16 protein-coding genes and 1 other RNA gene are annotated in these 16,815 nt (G+C 34.9%); 5 read left to right on the top strand and 12 right to left on the bottom strand.

From position 1 onward, the window contains the following. Positions 1–14 precede the first annotated feature (14 nt). From rimI to CYAN10605_RS15195, 3 genes are all read right to left on the bottom strand, one after another. A complete protein-coding gene (gene rimI / locus CYAN10605_RS15200) occupies positions 15–488 on the bottom strand; it encodes a ribosomal protein S18-alanine N-acetyltransferase (protein ID WP_015220832.1) in 474 nt (157 codons plus the stop codon). A 123-nt stretch (positions 489–611) separates the two neighbouring features. Continuing rightward, positions 612–796, bottom strand: a non-coding RNA gene (ssrS, locus tag CYAN10605_RS18250) — 6S RNA. Positions 797–1,224: 428 nt separating this feature from the next. Then, a complete protein-coding gene (locus CYAN10605_RS15195) occupies positions 1,225–2,220 on the bottom strand; it encodes a CsgG/HfaB family protein (RefSeq protein WP_015220831.1) in 996 nt (331 codons plus the stop codon). A gap of 182 nt (positions 2,221–2,402) precedes the next feature. On the opposite strand from CYAN10605_RS15195, the gene CYAN10605_RS15190 reads away from it, so the two are divergent. Beyond that, positions 2,403–3,479 (top strand): RuBisCO accumulation factor 1, encoded by a 1,077-nt coding sequence (locus tag CYAN10605_RS15190; RefSeq protein ID WP_015220830.1) that lies wholly within the window; start codon positions 2,403–2,405, stop codon positions 3,477–3,479. A gap of 75 nt (positions 3,480–3,554) precedes the next feature. On the opposite strand, the gene hpnI is transcribed toward CYAN10605_RS15190, so the two are convergent. The 4 genes from hpnI to CYAN10605_RS15170 all read right to left on the bottom strand — a co-directional run bounded on the left by hpnI (position 3,555) and on the right by CYAN10605_RS15170 (position 8,225). Beyond that, complete coding sequence (hpnI, locus tag CYAN10605_RS15185) at positions 3,555–4,658, bottom strand: bacteriohopanetetrol glucosamine biosynthesis glycosyltransferase HpnI (RefSeq protein ID WP_015220829.1); 1,104 nt, start codon at positions 4,656–4,658, stop codon at positions 3,555–3,557. A 230-nt stretch (positions 4,659–4,888) separates the two neighbouring features. Further along, positions 4,889–5,980: a redox-regulated ATPase YchF gene (ychF, locus tag CYAN10605_RS15180; protein ID WP_015220828.1), complete on the bottom strand. Its 1,092-nt coding sequence runs from the start codon at positions 5,978–5,980 to the stop codon at positions 4,889–4,891. A 760-nt stretch (positions 5,981–6,740) separates the two neighbouring features. After that, positions 6,741–7,385: a ribonuclease H1 domain-containing protein gene (locus tag CYAN10605_RS15175; protein WP_015220827.1), complete on the bottom strand. Its 645-nt coding sequence runs from the start codon at positions 7,383–7,385 to the stop codon at positions 6,741–6,743. A gap of 84 nt (positions 7,386–7,469) precedes the next feature. Beyond that, positions 7,470–8,225 carry an amino acid ABC transporter ATP-binding protein gene (locus CYAN10605_RS15170; RefSeq protein ID WP_015220826.1) on the bottom strand — a complete coding sequence of 252 codons (756 nt, stop codon included), beginning with the start codon at positions 8,223–8,225 and terminating at the stop codon, positions 7,470–7,472. A gap of 34 nt (positions 8,226–8,259) precedes the next feature. On the opposite strand from CYAN10605_RS15170, the gene CYAN10605_RS15165 reads away from it, so the two are divergent. Further along, positions 8,260–9,801: an ABC transporter permease subunit gene (locus CYAN10605_RS15165; RefSeq protein ID WP_015220825.1), complete on the top strand. Its 1,542-nt coding sequence runs from the start codon at positions 8,260–8,262 to the stop codon at positions 9,799–9,801. A gap of 122 nt (positions 9,802–9,923) precedes the next feature. On the opposite strand, the gene CYAN10605_RS15160 is transcribed toward CYAN10605_RS15165, so the two are convergent. After that, positions 9,924–11,126 carry a class I SAM-dependent methyltransferase gene (locus CYAN10605_RS15160; RefSeq protein WP_015220824.1) on the bottom strand — a complete coding sequence of 401 codons (1,203 nt, stop codon included), beginning with the start codon at positions 11,124–11,126 and terminating at the stop codon, positions 9,924–9,926. Positions 11,127–11,229: 103 nt separating this feature from the next. On the opposite strand from CYAN10605_RS15160, the gene CYAN10605_RS15155 reads away from it, so the two are divergent. Next, positions 11,230–11,838 carry a PH domain-containing protein gene (locus tag CYAN10605_RS15155; RefSeq protein WP_015220823.1) on the top strand — a complete coding sequence of 203 codons (609 nt, stop codon included), beginning with the start codon at positions 11,230–11,232 and terminating at the stop codon, positions 11,836–11,838. Between the two features lie 336 nt (positions 11,839–12,174). Here CYAN10605_RS15155 and obgE read toward each other — a convergent pair whose 3' ends face one another. Next, positions 12,175–13,173, bottom strand: coding sequence for a GTPase ObgE (obgE, locus tag CYAN10605_RS15150; RefSeq protein ID WP_041922944.1), 999 nt, complete (start codon positions 13,171–13,173; stop codon positions 12,175–12,177). Between the two features lie 185 nt (positions 13,174–13,358). On the opposite strand from obgE, the gene CYAN10605_RS15145 reads away from it, so the two are divergent. Beyond that, complete coding sequence (locus CYAN10605_RS15145) at positions 13,359–13,646, top strand: cupin domain-containing protein (RefSeq protein WP_015220821.1); 288 nt, start codon at positions 13,359–13,361, stop codon at positions 13,644–13,646. A gap of 42 nt (positions 13,647–13,688) precedes the next feature. Here the strand turns inward: CYAN10605_RS15145 and CYAN10605_RS15140 are convergent, their stop codons facing one another. Both CYAN10605_RS15140 and CYAN10605_RS15135 read right to left on the bottom strand, forming a co-directional pair. Then, entirely contained in the window at positions 13,689–14,567 is an 879-nt protein-coding gene (locus tag CYAN10605_RS15140) for an alpha/beta fold hydrolase (protein ID WP_015220820.1), read from the bottom strand. Between the two features lie 11 nt (positions 14,568–14,578). Continuing rightward, the gene (locus CYAN10605_RS15135) at positions 14,579–15,016 is read right to left on the bottom strand and encodes a hypothetical protein (RefSeq protein WP_015220819.1); all 438 of its coding nucleotides are present in this window, start codon (positions 15,014–15,016) and stop codon (positions 14,579–14,581) included. A 205-nt stretch (positions 15,017–15,221) separates the two neighbouring features. On the opposite strand from CYAN10605_RS15135, the gene CYAN10605_RS15130 reads away from it, so the two are divergent. After that, positions 15,222–15,614, top strand: coding sequence for a hypothetical protein (locus CYAN10605_RS15130; protein WP_015220818.1), 393 nt, complete (start codon positions 15,222–15,224; stop codon positions 15,612–15,614). A gap of 245 nt (positions 15,615–15,859) precedes the next feature. Here the strand turns inward: CYAN10605_RS15130 and CYAN10605_RS15125 are convergent, their stop codons facing one another. Then, the gene (locus CYAN10605_RS15125; RefSeq protein ID WP_015220817.1) at positions 15,860–16,780 is read right to left on the bottom strand and encodes an Hpt domain-containing protein; all 921 of its coding nucleotides are present in this window, start codon (positions 16,778–16,780) and stop codon (positions 15,860–15,862) included. Positions 16,781–16,815: the final 35 nt, after the last annotated feature.

Below are 16,815 nucleotides of genomic sequence, written 5' to 3'. Positions count from 1 at the left end.
TTTTCATTCAAGTTTTAAGTGTTTTCCCTTATAGATTTCCAGAAAATTAAAGCGTCTTCTCCTGTTTTTTTATAGTATTTTTTTCTTCTTCCCGCTTCTTTAAATCCAAATTTTTGATATAAATTAATAGCTTTTGTGTTATTTTCCCCTACTTCTAAAGTTGCCCTTTCCAATTTTCTGTTAACAGCTTCTTTCAGCAAATTTTCCAGTAATAGACTACCTAAACCTTGCCCTTGAAAATCAGGATGAATAGCAAGAATTGTTATATGTGCTTCTTCTAAAATTGCCCAAAAACAACCAAAACCAATAACTTTTGTCCCTGAGTGAGTATTCACTGTGATGATTAATAAATAACTATTAGGACTTTCTATTTCTCTTTTATAGCTGTCTAAACTCCATAAACCACCAAAACAAATCCGATCGAGTTCTAACACCTGTTCCAAATCTTTGTCCGTCAAAACCTGAAACTGTATTTCTGCTAAACTCATTTTTGATGATGATGTGAGAGTGACATAGTATATTTAATTTACGGCTGAGATAGACAAATGAAAGAGAATAATCTTTTTTTATTTTTGTTTATCTTTACCAACTTAGCATTCCAAATTGTAAAATTATAGACCACTACGCCGTTTTACCTCAGTTTATGACCTGGTATGTCCAGGTGGAGACCAACGTTTCCGTTTCCGTTTCCGAGTACAAAAGCTCGGTTTACTACCACTGGAAATCTGTCGGTTTCCTCATAATTCAAGTATAGATCAAAAAACTTGATTGGCAGTCACCAACGCAGTAGCCTTGTTATTATCTATGATAATAATTTAATCTTCTTTGAGCAAGGATTTATCAAAATGGGAGCAAAAATACTTATCCTTCTACAAGGTAGGGTTCTTCAATCTAGTATTTAGTTTAGGGTCTTAGGGAAAGGTTAATTAAATACTTTTGCCTTCCCCCCTTATCTCCCCAGGGCTGTTTCAAAGTAAAAAATTAGGTTAACTGAGATTAAGTAAGAGTAAAAGATACAAGGATTTTTTTCTATTAGTTAAAACTTTATGAACAAAAATCCCCCCATCTCCCTCTCCCCCTATCTCCCGCTCTTTTTTCTTTCTCGAAAATGAAACAGCCCTGCCTTATCTCCCCATCACCGTAAGAGTTGAATATATTAAACCCCTACCACCTGCAACCTGACACCTAACCTTATCGGATATTCTTAAACCGAATTGAGGTTATTTATTCTTTAGGAGTAGCAACATCCCCCACTTTAAAACCATTCCCCGAAATAATTTTCCCCAGACTGGAAGAAGTATCGACATCATATAATTCAACAACACCAATAGCAGTAGTTAAGCGACGAATAACTTTCCCCGTTTCTGGGTCTTTTATTTCTTTCCCAACTCTTTCTATAGAAACTTTCATTCCTGTACGGTAGCCATCTTGAGAGCCTTTATTTAAAACAACTGTCCCCCCACTCACATCGGCAACAACAGCATCGATATTAGGTAAAACTTTTGGCACAGCCGCTAATTTAGCTTCATTTTCTGACATTTTAGAAACAATACCTTTTACTGCTTCTTGAGTAGCAACAGTTAGTAGCTTTGTTTCATTACTTGTACTTGTTCCTCCGCCAATAGTAAAAACTCTAACATTGTCATCAGATTGGTTTGCAACTCCTTTACCCTCGGCTGTCATCAAAATTTCCCCAGTATTGGTGTTAACAATACGAGAATTGAGGGTTACATAGGCTTCAGAACTTTCATTACCTACACTTACCCCAAATAAACCAAAGTTAGAACCTCTTTTTTCAATATCAAATTGGGTAACTGAACCTATTACCACCATTTCAACTCCTAGTAAGCGTCCGATTTCGGCGGCGGTACTAGCATCTACTCTACCACTAGCTCCTAAATTTTGTTCTGCGAGAATTGCATCCAAGCGACTTCTTTCGATAACTCGATATTTTCCTGTTTCTACCAGTTGGTTGACTATCATATCGCTAACACCCTTTGCTCCGCCATTAAAATAGCTTAACCAAGTAGGATTACTAACTGCACTATAGTCAAAGTCTAATACTGCTACTCTAATTTTTTCATCGTTAGTGGTTTGAGCAACAATTGACGGGGAGGGATTTGCTTTTACAAAATTGATGTTAGTTTCTATAGCGAAGGCGGATAATAATATGCCTATCAACAGAAAGGAAAAATTCTTAGGGTAAAAATGTTTTTTCATAGCTCTTTATTCTGTATATTACGTTTTCAAACAACTGATCACAAAATACAACATCTTTATACTAATATGCTTATTTTTTCTCTAATTCAGGATAAGATTAATTAGTTAGTATTGAAAAAAAACCTTACCCAAATTAATAATCATTGGGGTTTTCAATTGTTTATTGTCTAAATAAAAAATCTATGACAGAGAATAATAGTCTTCAACAAAATTTGACTGCGGCAGAAAAGGAAGAAATAATAAGATCGTTGCTACATAAGGAGGGATGTTGGGTAGATTGGGGGAAAGCCTGTCAGAAATTACATGACAATGGGGTTAGTAATCAAGAAATATTTGAACAAACGGGATTACAAAATAGTCATCAAAACTTAGTTATTGTTGCGAGTAAAGTTTTTGAGAGTTTAAAACAACAAGAGGCAGAAGAGGATTTATTAGAGTATTATCGAGGCCCTCGTTCTGATGTATTATATGAGCTAAGAATTTTAAATCATCAAGAGAGGTTATCGGCGGCGAAGTTAGTCCGAGAAAAAAATCTCGATGTAGATGGGGCAAAGGAGATTGCAAAGGCAATGAAGGAGTTTTCCCACTTAAGTCAACCTCCTAGTGGTTTTACTCTTAATCCGGGAGATGCGGTGGCATATCAATATTGGAAAAATGCTCGTCAGAAAAAAACTTTGGCGGATAAAGCCCGTTTGATTGCAGAAGGGTTAAAATATGCTCAGTCTGCTACTGCTAGGCAACAAATTGAGAGTTTATTAACGGATATTGCCCAGACTCCTCAACAAAATGCTCCGTTATTACCAATGTATCGTTTGGAAAGTGATGAGGAGTTACCTTGTATTTTACCAGTGGCAGGAAGATTTCCTTTGAGAGTTAGAGATTTAGATCATGTTCCTATTTTAGATGCGATCGAACCTTTTGGAGTTGTGAATGTAAAAAATAGTGTTTCTGTGGTGACAATTCCTAGTTGGCAAGTAATTCTGAAGGCGGAAAAACCTGCTGTAATTTTTTGTCAGGGGAAAGATTTACCGAAAGAAACTCAAAATAAGTCAGAAGAATTATTAATAGTGGTTGATTTAGCTGTAACGGAATGGAATGCAAATCATTATTTTTTGACAGAAGAGGATGATAATTTGATTTTCAAGTGGTTTAATTCTTCTCCTCAACAACGAATATTAGGTCAGTTATTAGTTATATTAAGACCGAAAAAAATTCTTGATGAAGGTAATTTAACTCAACCTTGGCAAATGGATGATTAATAATTAGCAATCAAAGGGTAAGGGGTAAACCCCTCTATGTCTCCTCTTTTAAGGGGAGAAGGTGATTAAACATTATTAACATCGTTTGCTTAATTCTCCATCTTTGTTAACAATAAATTCGTTGTCACGCCATTTAATTTGATTACCAAATAACGCTTTTATCCATATATATAAGTTAATAAAATCAACAAGTATAGTTAATCCTAAATACTGATAACAGGTTGAATTTTTTAAATATTTTATTCCTACTTGATAGGCTAAATTTAACCTCAAAAAATAAGTAATTATTAATAGTAAAAATGCAAAAAATTTAAAGTTACTTATACAAAGAAATATGGTACTTGTGGCAATTCCTTGAGTGAAAATCATTCCTATATAACCCCAAAAACGCTGAACTCGAATACACTTTAACCAACGTATTTGCCTAGTTAAATAGTTTATAAATGTTTCTTTTCCTACATGGTGGGTAACTATATAATTCACTAATTTAACTTGATAACCTAATTTTGTTGGGAGGTTTCCCAATAAAAAATCGTCGGCAATATTATTAATTAATTGATCAAAATTACCAATTTCTTCTAAAACCTTTTTTCTAATTACAATCGTTGAGCCAAAAGCAAATTTCACCCCTTCTAATTTTTTTGCGGTTATAACTCTAGGAATGAAATTACCGCTCATATTTAAGGATTCTAAAATAGAGACAAGGTGATTACCGATAGATTCATAAAGACAGGTGACAACGGCTATTTTTTCTTCTTGAAAAGGTTGAATAATGGTTTTTAAATAGTCTGCTTTAACTTCTATGTCACTATCTGCAATTAAAATAAAATCATAATCACAATGAGGTAAGCCGTTGACTAAATTACTAGCTTTATAATTATAGCCAAAGATGCGATCGCACACTATTAATTGTAAATCTTTTTCTGGAAAAGAAGCGATTAATTCCTGTACTAAAATGATAACAGGATCATTAACATCTCTAACACAAAAAATAATCTGATATTGAGGGTAGTTTTGTTGAATAAAAGAGGTTAAATTTTCCCTTAAATTATCTTCTAAACCACATAATGGCTTAAGGATAGAAATGCCAGGGGAGAAACTTTCATTTATATCTATTTCCTCCTCAAAAAAACTTTTTACCCCATAGATACTATATACATAAAATGCGATCGCACCCAAGATTACAGGTAAAAAAAAACATTAACAATCATGATAGATAATTATGAAAGGGCAAAGGCAATTAAGAATTAGTAATTAAGACAAGGCAAGAGGCAAGAGGCAATAGGCAATGGTGAATAGTGAATAGTTGATAATTACTTCTCTCATATTCCTGACACCTGACACCTAAAACCTGAAACGTGAAACCTCTTTCCTCACTTCCCAACATTCCAACCTCCTATTTCTCCTCATCAGACATTAAAACGGAATAACATCACATCTCCCTCTTGTACAATATACTCCTTACCCTCAGAGCGCACCAAACCTTTTTCCTTTGCCGCCGTCATACTACCACAGTCAACCAAATCTTGATAACTAACTGTTTCCGCACGGATAAAACCTCTTTCAAAATCAGAATGAATCACCCCCGCCGCTTGAGGTGCAGTCATACCCGCTAAAATAGTCCAAGCACGGGTTTCTGTTTCCCCTGTAGTTAAATAAGTGCGCAATCCCAGTAAATCATAAGTAGCTTGAATTAAAGACTGCAAACCACCTTCACTAACCCCTAAAGATTCTAAAAACTCGGTTTTTTCTTCGGGAGATAATTCCACCAATTCAGATTCCACTTGTGCAGAAATTATCACCACCTTAGCATTTTCTGTTTCTGCTTGTTGCTTAACTTGATTTACCCAGTCGTTACCTGTTGCTAAATCTTCATCACTAACATTTGCCGCATAAATAACAGGTTTTGCAGTCAATAATCCTAGAGGTTTGATAATCGCTTTTTCTTCCTGTGTTAATTCCACTAAACGGGCAGGTTTACCCTCATTGAGTATGGGCAAAATTTTCTCTAAAATTTCCACTTCTTCTCCTGCCTCTTTCTCCTTTTTAGCCTGTTTTCTCTGTCTCTCAAGGCGTTTTTCTACCTGAGATAAATCCGCTAAAGATAACTCCAAATTAATTACATCCATATCACGGAGAGGATCAACAGAACCAGAAACATGGATAATATCATCATCATCAAAACATCTTACCACATGGACGATCGCATCGACTTCTCTAATATTAGCTAAGAATTGATTACCTAATCCTTCTCCTTTACTTGCCCCTTTCACTAAACCTGCAATATCCACAAACTCAATACGGGTAGGAACTATTTTTTGGGATTTAGACAATTTTGCCAAGACTTCCAAACGCTCATCAGGCACAGCTACAACCCCCACATTCGGTTCAATGGTACAAAATGGAAAATTTGCCGCCGTAGCTTTTGCATTGGCTACCACAGCGTTAAAAAGGGTTGATTTGCCCACATTTGGTAATCCAACAATTCCCGCTCTTAACATAAACTTCTTTTTCTCTTACTAATCCAAACCTTATTATTAAGCATTTCAGGACTAATGGTCAATCCGAGTTAAAAGTTCACCTGAGTTTGATATAACATTGTCGGTTAAGGTAGGCAATGGGCGGCTATTAAATAATAATCTATAAACTTTTAGTTTTTCTCCTACTATAAACCTTATAATATATGGGACAAATTATGACAAAAATGAATTTTTTATAAATTAACAGTTTTTATTTCACCTGACACATGAAACCTTTTCCTAAGCAGGGTTTTTTCAAAGTCAGGGCAAAATCATCTTGCCCTCACCCCCAACCCCTCTCCCACAGTAGAGGGGGGCGTTTTTTCTTAATAATTGATTAATTAATACTTAAAAACTCCTGTATCTGTTACTATTTGTTAACCTGAGTTTTGGATAAGCTGAAAGCAGACCAACTCGTAGTCAAAAAACCTTATAGCTTCTTAGAAATAACGATAAAATTGCCTTAATCCGAACTGACTTAAACAAGGGGCTTAAGCCCCTTGCCTAGGTCAGAAGAAAGCCCCTTGCTAAAAACCCCTACCACCTGCAACCTGCAACCTGACACCTGACACCTAACCTTATCGGAAATTCTTAAACCGAACTGAGGTTATTTGTTAGTTTCAAAAATTGACATTTTTGAGAATGAAAAAACCCTGTTTCCTAAGCAATAATTGACACGATGAGAAGTAAGAGAGCCACTTTTCTTCTTCAAAAAATTATAGCTCAAATCATCAATGCCCATTTATTTTCTGCCAAAATCCGCAGGAATTTCTCCCCATTCTTTACTATTCCATTTCAAAATTTTATTAGGATAACTATTATTTGATAACCATTCTAAAGCTCTATCTACTAAGTTAAATATTTCTTCATTACTTGAATTCCTTATTAAAGTTGTTTTGATTTTTTTATTTTTCACCCACGAAATAGCTGTGCGAGAATCGGAGTAAATAGGTATATTTTTATTTTGTTTCTTGAGATACGCTAAACCGTGAACAATAGCTAAAAATTCGCCTAAATTATTAGTGCCATTATTCATAGGACTTTTGTGGAAAATTTCCTCATGGGTTTTAGTATCAACTCCTCGATATTCTACTATACCCGGATTACCTAAACAAGAAGCATCAACACAAATACTATCGATAATGATAGAAGAAGGGGTTAATTTTTCTTGGCTAAGTTTATTTAAGTTTCTGCTGTTTTGTAAAGATTTTACTGTAGTATTTCCTTGAGAATTAAAAGCACTTTCTGCTTCTAAAAGAGTTTTATAAGACTTATATCTAGCTCCACTAAAATTGATAACTTGTTGCTCACATTCTTTCCATGTATTAAAAATACCTGTTTTTCTACCTTGCCAAACAACATAATATTTTTTATTATTTTTACTCATTTCATTAATTTTTGAAACATTAACCTAACACTCTACTCCTGACAAATTTATACTATCGAAAATTTTGTATTGAACACAAGTTATTTAAAAATTAGTCCGCTTTAAAAAAGTTTTAAGACGATCACTTTTTGGTTGAGAAAAAATTTGATGGGGATTCCCCATTTCTTCTATAATTCCTTGATTAAAGAATAAGACTAAGTTAGAAACATCTCTAGCAAATTGCATTTCATGGGTAACGACAATCATTGTCATTCCTTCTTCTGCCAATTGTCTCATAGTAGTAAGAACTTCGCCTACTAATTCTGGGTCTAAAGCGCTGGTAGGTTCATCAAATAGAATAATATCCGGTTGCATACATAAACTGCGGGAAATAGCAACTCTTTGTTTTTGCCCCCCAGAAAGTTGTTGAGGATAAAAATTAGCTTTGCTAGATAATCCCACTTTATCAAGGTAGTGCAGAGCCATTTCTTTTGCTTCTTGTGGGGATTTTTTTAATACTTTTTGGGGTGCTAGTGTGAGGTTATCTAAAATTGTCAGGTGAGGAAATAAATTAAAATGTTGAAAAACCATACTTACTTTACTTCTTAGCTGACGCAGTTTATTATTGCTGATAGTATGATCTGAAATATCAATACCCATGACTTGTAAAGTACCAGATGTAACACTTTCAAGACGATTTAAACAACGAATAAATGTAGTTTTACCGCAACCTGAAGGTCCGATAATTGACACCACATCCCCCTGATGAAATTGAACATTAACACCTTTTAAGACTTCTAAAGTACCATAACTTTTATGGAGATTTTCACAGATAATGATTGGCAAAGAGGATTTCGTCATAAGATGGAATTTTCCGATAATAAACTAATATAGTATGCTCAAGTATTTTTTTCGCCACCGAAAATCTAAAGTAATTATATTTGGATTTCTGATTTTTGTTTGTATATTATTGACTACCTTTAACCCTTTTGAGAAAAAATCTTTTGCCAATGAGTCTATATCTTTTACTGTAGGCACAGAGCCGACTTTTCCCCCTTTGGAAATGCCTTCAGCAACGGGTAATGGTTTAGAGGGTTTTGATATTGATTTGATGAATGCGATTGGCAAGGAGGTGGGTTTAAATATTGTTTTTGAGTCTATGCCTTTTGATGGGTTAATTCCTGCTTTACAGTCTAATACCATTGATGCGGCCATTGGTGGTATTACTATTACCCCTGAAAGGGCAAAATCCGTTCGTTTTTCTAGTCCTTATTTTAAGGCAGGATTAGCCATCGCCGTGCAACAAAGTAATGAGGTCATTAAAAATTATGATGATTTAAAAGGAAAAAAAATTGCTGTTGCTATAGGTACTACAGGTGCGATCGCAGCTTCAAAAATCCCCAATGCCCAAGTCATTACCTTTGATTCTGCGGTATTGGCATTACAAGAATTAGTCAATGGCAAAGTAGATGCAGTGTTAAACGATACTCCTGTGACTCTTTATGCCATAAAAGATGCAGGTTTACAGAAAATAAAAATTGTGGGAACAGTTGAAGAAGAAGAATACTATGGAATAATCTTACCCAATAATTCTGACAAAGTGGCTTTGATTAACTATGGTTTGTATGAAATTTTACGCAACGGAAACTATAACGCAATTTATAGGAAATGGTTTTCAGGAGAACCAACAAACTTACCGATAATAGCCCCTTCATTGATCGCTAGTGCTAATTCTAGCAGTAATAACACTCAAAATAATCCTAATTTAACAAATCAACCCCTAGCCTTACTATTAATACAAAAACTGCCTCAAGGGGCGTTAGTTACCATTACTTTAACATCCTTTTCTATCTTCTTTGGCTTAATTGGTGGTTCGTTAATCGCTTTTGGTTTAATTTCCCGAAGAAAAATTCTTAAAACCATATTGCGCATATATGTTGAGTTTTTCCGAGGTACACCCATGTTAGTACAATTGTTTATTATTTATTTTGGATTACCTGCCTTTTTTCAAGGTATTGGGCTATCTTGGAGTTTACAAAGGTTTCCTGCCGCAATTATTGCTTTAAGTTTAAATGTGACTGCCTATCTAGCAGAAATTATTAGGGGCGGAATAGAATCCATTGATTCGGGGCAGTGGGAAGCCTGTGAGTCTCTAGGAATGAATTATTGGCAAACGATGAAAGAGGTTATTTTACCTCAAGCATTCCGAAGAATTTTACCGCCTTTAGGGAATGAATTTATCACTTTGATTAAGGATACCAGTTTAGTGGCAGTAATTGGTTTTGCTGAGTTATTCAGACAAGGGCAGTTAATTGTGGCAACTACTTACCAGTCTTTTGCTGTATATATTACCGTTGCTTTAGTTTATCTATGTTTAACAACCTTATCTTCTTTTATCTTCAAATGGACAGAAAGGAGGTTGAAAATTTTGAATTAAAAAAAGGCAAAGTTGAAGGGGTAACAGGCAAACCCCCCTTTATCCCCCATTCCCCAACACCTTACACCTGCAACCTGAAACCTGACACCTGAAATCTCATTTCCTCAATACCCAAAACATTTTTATTTGTTCGACAAAATAATTAGTTGCTGAGAAAGAAGCGATCGCACCTGTGGTAAAGTGAAGTTAGTTTGACCAAGAATATCTGTTACCGTTAAATTGGCGGTGGGATTCTTCGCACAATATTGCATAAAAGTAAACTCCTCATCATCAATGGTGACAGGCTTAAATTGATAGTCTAATAAACTTTTACTTTCCCAACCATATAAACAAGGATTTAATTCTGGTTTAGCCTTTCCTAACAACTCATCATCCTGCCAATCATACTTTGGTAAAGGAGGTTTAGCTAAGAAAAATTCATAGTGGGTGATAGACTCAGGATCAAGTAATTCAATTAAACGATAACGTTGTATAGGGTTGAGATTTTCTGCTCGACTCATTAAGTCAGGATTTTTGCCGATGAGTCTCTCAATTTGCCATATATCAGGATTGGAAAAACCAATAAATTCTAAACTCGAACTATGAATAAAATCGAATAAAGTATCAATATTGTAATCTGTTTCGCAAGGATGGACATACATATCTGCAAAACATTCATCCCTTTGATTTTCCCACTGCCATCTTTCTTTTTCTCGTTTCACTAAACGATTATTTTCTGGTAAAGTAGCAAATATTTCTCTCCCTACTTTTACTCCATCCTTATAGTCTCCTATCTTATCATTTTGTAAAAGTGCGATCGCTTTTTGCATTAATTGAATTTCCCATCTACCTAACTCCCCATAGACGAAAATGTGCATAATCCCACCCTCTGCCAACTTTTCCCCTAGGGCTTTAATACCCGCCTTGGGATCTGGTAAATGATGTAATACACCCACACAATTAATTAAATCAAAATGTCCCTCTAACGTAACTGCCGACTCAATAGGTAACTGTTTAAAAGTTATACTACCGTGAAAATTAGCTAAAACTCCTGATTTCTCCAAGCGTTTCTGTGCCGTAGCTAAAGCATTTTCGCTGATGTCGATAGCAATTATTTCTGCGTAGGGATTATGTAAAATTAAGTACTCTGTACCAGAACCTGTACCACAACCTGCATCTAAAATACGGATTTTGTCGTTATCAGGTTTAATGCCAGTACAAAAATTATAAGCTGATTGATAGTGCCAACGCCAATTATAACCAGTCGGTGGTTCATCAAGTAAAGGGTCAGGAGGAAAAGGATATGTGTTATAAAGTTCTTGAACGGCTTTTCTTAACTCAGACATTATATTTATTATTTTTTAATATTAAGGTTATATTTTTCCTTACTATTATTTCTTAGAATGAAGATAAATTTCAATCACAATAGTCATTAAATTCAGGAAAAAAATGTTTAAAAAAGTTGCTTCAGATGTACTCGGTTTAAGTGATATTGGTCAAGTAATTTCCCCTAAAGATTATGATAAAGTAGCCTCTGATGATTACGTTTTACACGAAGATGGGGAAAAAATTTATTTCCTAATCAAATCTCAAAGTGATGAATATTGCTTTACAAACTACGCTTTAATTCATCTTGATGGAACTTCTGCAACTAGCAAAAAACGTTTATTAAAAAGATATAGTTACAAAAATAATCATTTCAGCGATATTAAATTAGAAACGGCTGGTACTGTTGATTTAGATATAGAAATAAAATTTAATTTAGGTAGTAACTCTTATTCAATAGATGTGCGAAAACAAGATATAGAATATCTGAAAGATTTGTATAAAAGTCTAATAAAAATTAGTAGTATTCAAAAGGAAAATGCCCTTTATTTAGAACTAGCTGAGAAAAGTTTAAATATTGCTTCTAATGTTTTAACACCTTATCATCAAGAGTCCACTGAGCAACAGTTTAAAGCTATTAATTCCTATACTTTTAATTGGCTAAGAAAAACTCATCAAGCCTTTAATAAAAAGGATTTTAGTGATGTATTTTTAATGTTTATTAATAATTAATTTTAGTTAGACGTTGCTTAAAAGTGTTTTAGTTAACTCAAGTTCGATATAAATTTTTTGGTTAGGGTAGGCAACGGGCAAAGGTAAATAGTGAATAGTGAATAGTGAATAGTGAATAGTGAATAGTGAATAATTAATAATTAATAACTCCGAACACTCATTACCCATTACTCGTTACTTATTACTTTCTCCAACACCTGCAACCTGAAACCTGACACCTTGTCTCCCTCTCCCCTCATCACCCCATCCCCTCAACACCGTAAGAGTTGAATATATTTCCCCTACCACCTGAAACCTAACCCCAAACTCGTCTTCCTTAACCTCCTACTAATTACTCTACTGGTGCAAAGAGTCTAGTTGATCCCAAATAGCTTGTAAAAGGCGATCGCATCCTTTTTGTGTTACAGCAGAAATAAGAAAAATAGGATCTTTTGTTACTGTTTTAAATTCTTCTATAATCTCATTTTGACGACTATCGTCCAAAGTATCTATCTTATTTAAGCCAATAATTTGAGGGCGATCGCCCAATCCTTTGTCATAGGCTTGTAATTCGTTTTGAATAATATTATAGTCATGGAGTGGATCATCACTATTAATATCAACCAGATGTAATAAAACTCTCGTGCGCTCAATGTGTCTTAAAAAATCATGACCCAAACCAATCCCCAGGGAAGCCCCTTCAATTAACCCCGGAATATCCGCAAAAACTGTACCATCTCCCGTCGGTTTACGCACAACCCCCAAATTGGGTACTAAAGTAGTGAAAGGATAATCAGCAATTTTAGGACGTGCCGAGGATAAAGCAGAAATTAAAGTGGATTTACCCGCATTAGGAAGCCCAATAATGCCAACTTCCGCTAGTAACTTCAATTCTAACCTTAACTGTCTGTAATCCCCCTCTAAACCGGGTAAAGCATACTCTGGGGCTCGATTACTGTTACTCAGAAAATGCTTATTACCTAAGCCCCCTTTGCCTCCCTTCGCAATGACGAAGGTTTGTTCATTATCTACTAAATCAACAATCAATTCATCGGTTTCTAAATCATAGACCATCGTACCACAAGGCACTTCTAAAATTAAATCCTTACCCGATGCCCCTGTGCAATTATTGGGACCTCCTCTTTTACCATCTTCCGCCTGAAAATGACGAGCATATTTAAAGTCTAATAGGGTTTGTAACCTATTTACAGCCTTGAGAATAATTGAACCTCCTCTGCCACCATTACCCCCTGCGGGGCCTCCGGCTGGTACATATTTTTCTCTCCGAAAAGCAACTATCCCATCTCCTCCTTTCCCTGCTTGTACCTCAATTTTAACTTGATCAATGAATTGCATAAGTTGTATTGCTTTATTTTTTACCCCAAACATTTAATTGTATCTTATTTTAATAACGAAGAAACTATTAGTATGTTAATCCTTGGGTTTATAGTAATTAATCGAACTTGATACAAGATAGTTGAATAATTTTCGTTAAGCTAAGGTTACAATAAACTTTTTTCGCAACTATATTTTTTCTTTGTATGAATAAAGCCCAGAATTTATTTAAAAATATTCCTTTTTTGGTTGAAGGAGAGGAGTTTTTAGAACTTCTGAAATGTCGTAATATTGCGATCGAAAGAATTGTTAGCAGTGAAAAGCCCGATAATAAAATTTATAAACAACTTCAAGATGAATGGGTTATTTTAATTAGAGGAGAGGCAACATTAAAAATAAATGATAATGTGATTAATATCAAGGCAGGAGATTATGTTTTTATTCAGGCTCAAACTCCCCATCAGGTACTCACTACTTCTAATAATTGTTTGTAATTGTTTGTGGTTAGCTATACATATTTATCCTTAATTTTCATTCTATATTTTGTCTTTTTCTAGTTGTAATGATTGTAAAAATTGATTAATAGTTTGATTAAATTCATCAGGTTCAACAATAAAAGCCCAATGATTTCCTTTAACTTTAGCTATCTGTAAATTGGTCAAATATTGTTTATAGGGGCTAATTTGCCATGATGTTCGATTTAATCCTTTTTCTGGAAGAACTAATAAACTAGGTAGGTCTAATTTAGTTGTTAATCCTTTCTCTTTCATGACATCTTCAAAAATTTCGTTACGAGCGGCTTGAGAAAATTTACTACTCCAATAACCATCTTTTTTTTGTTCAATACCATAGTTAAATATTTCTTGTTGCCAAGGTGTCCAACCTTGATATTGCTTGAGGGTTTTTGCTGTTTTTTCTATGGATAAATAATCAGGAAATAACTGCATTAATTTAAGAAAAGGCAGAACTTTATAAAGAATAGGGAAAGTAAGACTGAAGAAAGAAGGCATAGAGTTGATAAAGAAAGGATCTATGAGGGTTAAACTTTGACATAATTGAGGATTTTGTGTTGCCCAAATACAAGCTATTTTTGCACTCCAAGAGTGAGCAATTATATGGGCTTTTTGCCAGTTAAAATGTTGATAAATTTTTGATAAATCCTCTAAATAATCATCTTTAAAATATCCTGTTTTTGGTTTACTGCTATCTCCATGACCTCTTAAATCAGGGGCGATAATATGATAATTCCTATTATTTGTTGATAAAAATTCTCCTAATTTTTGCCAAACTAAGCAATTATCAGCCATGCCATGTAACAACAGTATATTTTGTGATTTTCCCTCTAATAATCCTTGATTTTTCCACTCTAAATAAGCTAAATTTAGATTCCCTAATGCTAGTTTTTCTCTATTCATTCTCGATTTTTTTAGTTTGCAATAGATTTTTCTTGTAATTTCACAGAGGGAGAAGCACTACCATAGTTAACTCTGCACCCCATATTAAATAAACTTGTACCACACTCCAGAGGCACTATTTGATTATCTAATTTTGCACTACAACTGATATATTTATCATCATTACTATCTTGCATCATACAATCGATCGCCTCTGCTTGAGCATGATTTGCCCATCCTTTTAAACTCTGTAAAGCAATGATATGTTTCCAAAAGAAAATAACCCATAAAGACGATATAAGTGCGATCGCAGCTATAATTACTTTTAATTGCCAACTAAAAATAAAAGATTTAATCTGATTAAATAAATTGCCTGACTCTTTTGTTTCAACAGTTTCAGAAGGTGCAAAAACATTTTTGTCGGGGGAAGATTCTTGATTTTTTTGTTGATTATTGACATTATCACTCATAATTTTTACCTCAGAAATTTATCTTTCTAGTTCTGATCATAATCAAATTCCAAAAAGATGAAATCAAATAACAATTGACATAGTTCGACTCTTTCTGAAAATTACTTTTTATTTCTTAAAAAAAATTCATATAAGTAATAATCTGTTATAATTCTTAACTAATAATTTCATAAAAATTAATAATAACTAAAGGAGTAATAATTTCATGGCTGGTTTATTCGGCTTATTTGGTAGGAAAAATAGTAATCCCCAACCCTCTCAACCCGCTCAACCTAAAGATGCGTATTTCTTAGATCCCGATTCTGCAAAAACTTTCGGAGATATTGACTATATGCGCAAATCTAAAACTGTAAGAAGAACTTTCCCCAAAACTGCGAGTAATCCTAGCGGTGGAGAATTAGTACAAGAAGTATCTTCCACAAAAATGGCGAAGAAAAACCCCAATCAATTTGGTGGCTCTAATAGTTCTTCCAATATCAATTCTACTCCTTCCACTAGCAATAATACAGAATCATCCCCCAGTTTTTCAGATCAACGCCGTAATACTGATACCAATATGGATATGTTCCGTAATATGGCGAAGAAAATCAAGAAATAATTAGGGGTTGAAAGTTCGGAAAGAGGTGTCAGATTTCAGGTATCGGGTTTCAGGTTTCAGGTTTCAGGTGTCAGGTTGCAGGATGTTAGGGGGATGAGGAGATGAGGAGATGAGGGGAGAGGGAGAGGGAGAGCGGGGGAAGTAGGGGCTTAGGGTGGCAGGGGTTGAATATATTCAACCATTACGGGAAATTTCTTTTTTATCTAACTCCTAACTCCTAACTCAAATTATTGCCCCTTGCCCGCTTACTTAGCTTGTAATAAATTCACCAGTTTGGAAATTTGCTCTGGATTAAATACCTTGTGAATGGTTTCGGCGGCAATTACAGGGTCAACGGTGACTAAAACCTGTGGTAATTTAGAATGAGCTAATTGTTCTAAGCCCTGAGATGGTGTTATTTCCGAGCCTTTTCCTACTTCTAGGCAGTCTCCTGCTAATTTTACTTCTTTGATGATGACTGGAGCTAACAAACGATAGGAATGTTTTGGGTTGCCAATGGCGAGTCTGGCACACTTAAGAAGATTTTGCCAACCGTTTTCTGCTGGAGCTAGTTTCACTAATTTATCACACATTCCCTGCAATTGTTGTCGATTATTGGGGGTGGCATCCTGTTTGAAAATCACAAGCATTTGCTGTAAAATTTGCCTAACCTGCATCGTAATCTCATCGCTAGGAATTGCCGTTAAAGACGGAGTGGAAGAGCGGACAGAGGCAGAGGTAATCTTTTGAACATCGGGGCTTTCTCCTGCCACTAATTGCTCAATGTAGTTAAGTAATTCAACAAAATGGGGTTCGGCTTCTTTCATTATCTCTTCTCCTTCATCCTCAGACAAGCCAAAAGGTCCTTGGAGACGTTCTAATAAGTCTTGTAGAATATCGTAGGCTTTGAGAAAGAGACTTTCTAGGGTTGAATCTGGTTCAATGGTTTCATCTCTAAGAATTTTAAAAGCATCTTCGAGACGGTGGGATGTTTTTTGGATACTGGTAAAGTTGAGCATTGCCGCACCTCCTTTAATGGAGTGGGCCGCCCTAAATAGTTCGTTAATTCTTTCTTCGTCATTGATGGCGGATTCTAGGTCTAAAATCCCTTTCTCAATGGTTTCTAAATGTTCTTTTGCTTCCTCAATGAAGTAGCCGACAATCTTCTCATTATTCGCACTATCCATAATTTTTTACTCCCACATAGTGAAAACCGTCTTTA

This window comes from Cyanobacterium aponinum PCC 10605 (assembly GCF_000317675.1).
Classification (GTDB): Bacteria; Cyanobacteriota; Cyanobacteriia; order Cyanobacteriales; family Cyanobacteriaceae; genus PCC-10605.
This window is presented reverse-complemented; position numbering and strand designations above follow the sequence as displayed.

Coding starts and splice junctions, on each gene's coding strand:
- CYAN10605_RS15135 (WP_015220819.1), bottom strand. CDS start 15,016: ATGAGTGATAATGTCAATAATCAACAAAAAAATCAAGAATCTTCCCCC.
- CYAN10605_RS15190 (WP_015220830.1), top strand. CDS start 2,403: ATGACAGAGAATAATAGTCTTCAACAAAATTTGACTGCGGCAGAAAAG.
- CYAN10605_RS15175 (WP_015220827.1), bottom strand. CDS start 7,385: ATGAGTAAAAATAATAAAAAATATTATGTTGTTTGGCAAGGTAGAAAA.
- rimI (WP_015220832.1), bottom strand. CDS start 488: ATGAGTTTAGCAGAAATACAGTTTCAGGTTTTGACGGACAAAGATTTG.
- CYAN10605_RS15165 (WP_015220825.1), top strand. CDS start 8,260: ATGCTCAAGTATTTTTTTCGCCACCGAAAATCTAAAGTAATTATATTT.
- ychF (WP_015220828.1), bottom strand. CDS start 5,980: ATGTTAAGAGCGGGAATTGTTGGATTACCAAATGTGGGCAAATCAACC.
- CYAN10605_RS15125 (WP_015220817.1), bottom strand. CDS start 16,780: ATGGATAGTGCGAATAATGAGAAGATTGTCGGCTACTTCATTGAGGAA.
- CYAN10605_RS15170 (WP_015220826.1), bottom strand. CDS start 8,225: ATGACGAAATCCTCTTTGCCAATCATTATCTGTGAAAATCTCCATAAA.
- CYAN10605_RS15155 (WP_015220823.1), top strand. CDS start 11,230: ATGTTTAAAAAAGTTGCTTCAGATGTACTCGGTTTAAGTGATATTGGT.
- CYAN10605_RS15140 (WP_015220820.1), bottom strand. CDS start 14,567: ATGAATAGAGAAAAACTAGCATTAGGGAATCTAAATTTAGCTTATTTA.
- CYAN10605_RS15145 (WP_015220821.1), top strand. CDS start 13,359: ATGAATAAAGCCCAGAATTTATTTAAAAATATTCCTTTTTTGGTTGAA.
- CYAN10605_RS15160 (WP_015220824.1), bottom strand. CDS start 11,126: ATGTCTGAGTTAAGAAAAGCCGTTCAAGAACTTTATAACACATATCCT.
- CYAN10605_RS15195 (WP_015220831.1), bottom strand. CDS start 2,220: ATGAAAAAACATTTTTACCCTAAGAATTTTTCCTTTCTGTTGATAGGC.
- CYAN10605_RS15130 (WP_015220818.1), top strand. CDS start 15,222: ATGGCTGGTTTATTCGGCTTATTTGGTAGGAAAAATAGTAATCCCCAA.
- obgE (WP_041922944.1), bottom strand. CDS start 13,173: ATGCAATTCATTGATCAAGTTAAAATTGAGGTACAAGCAGGGAAAGGA.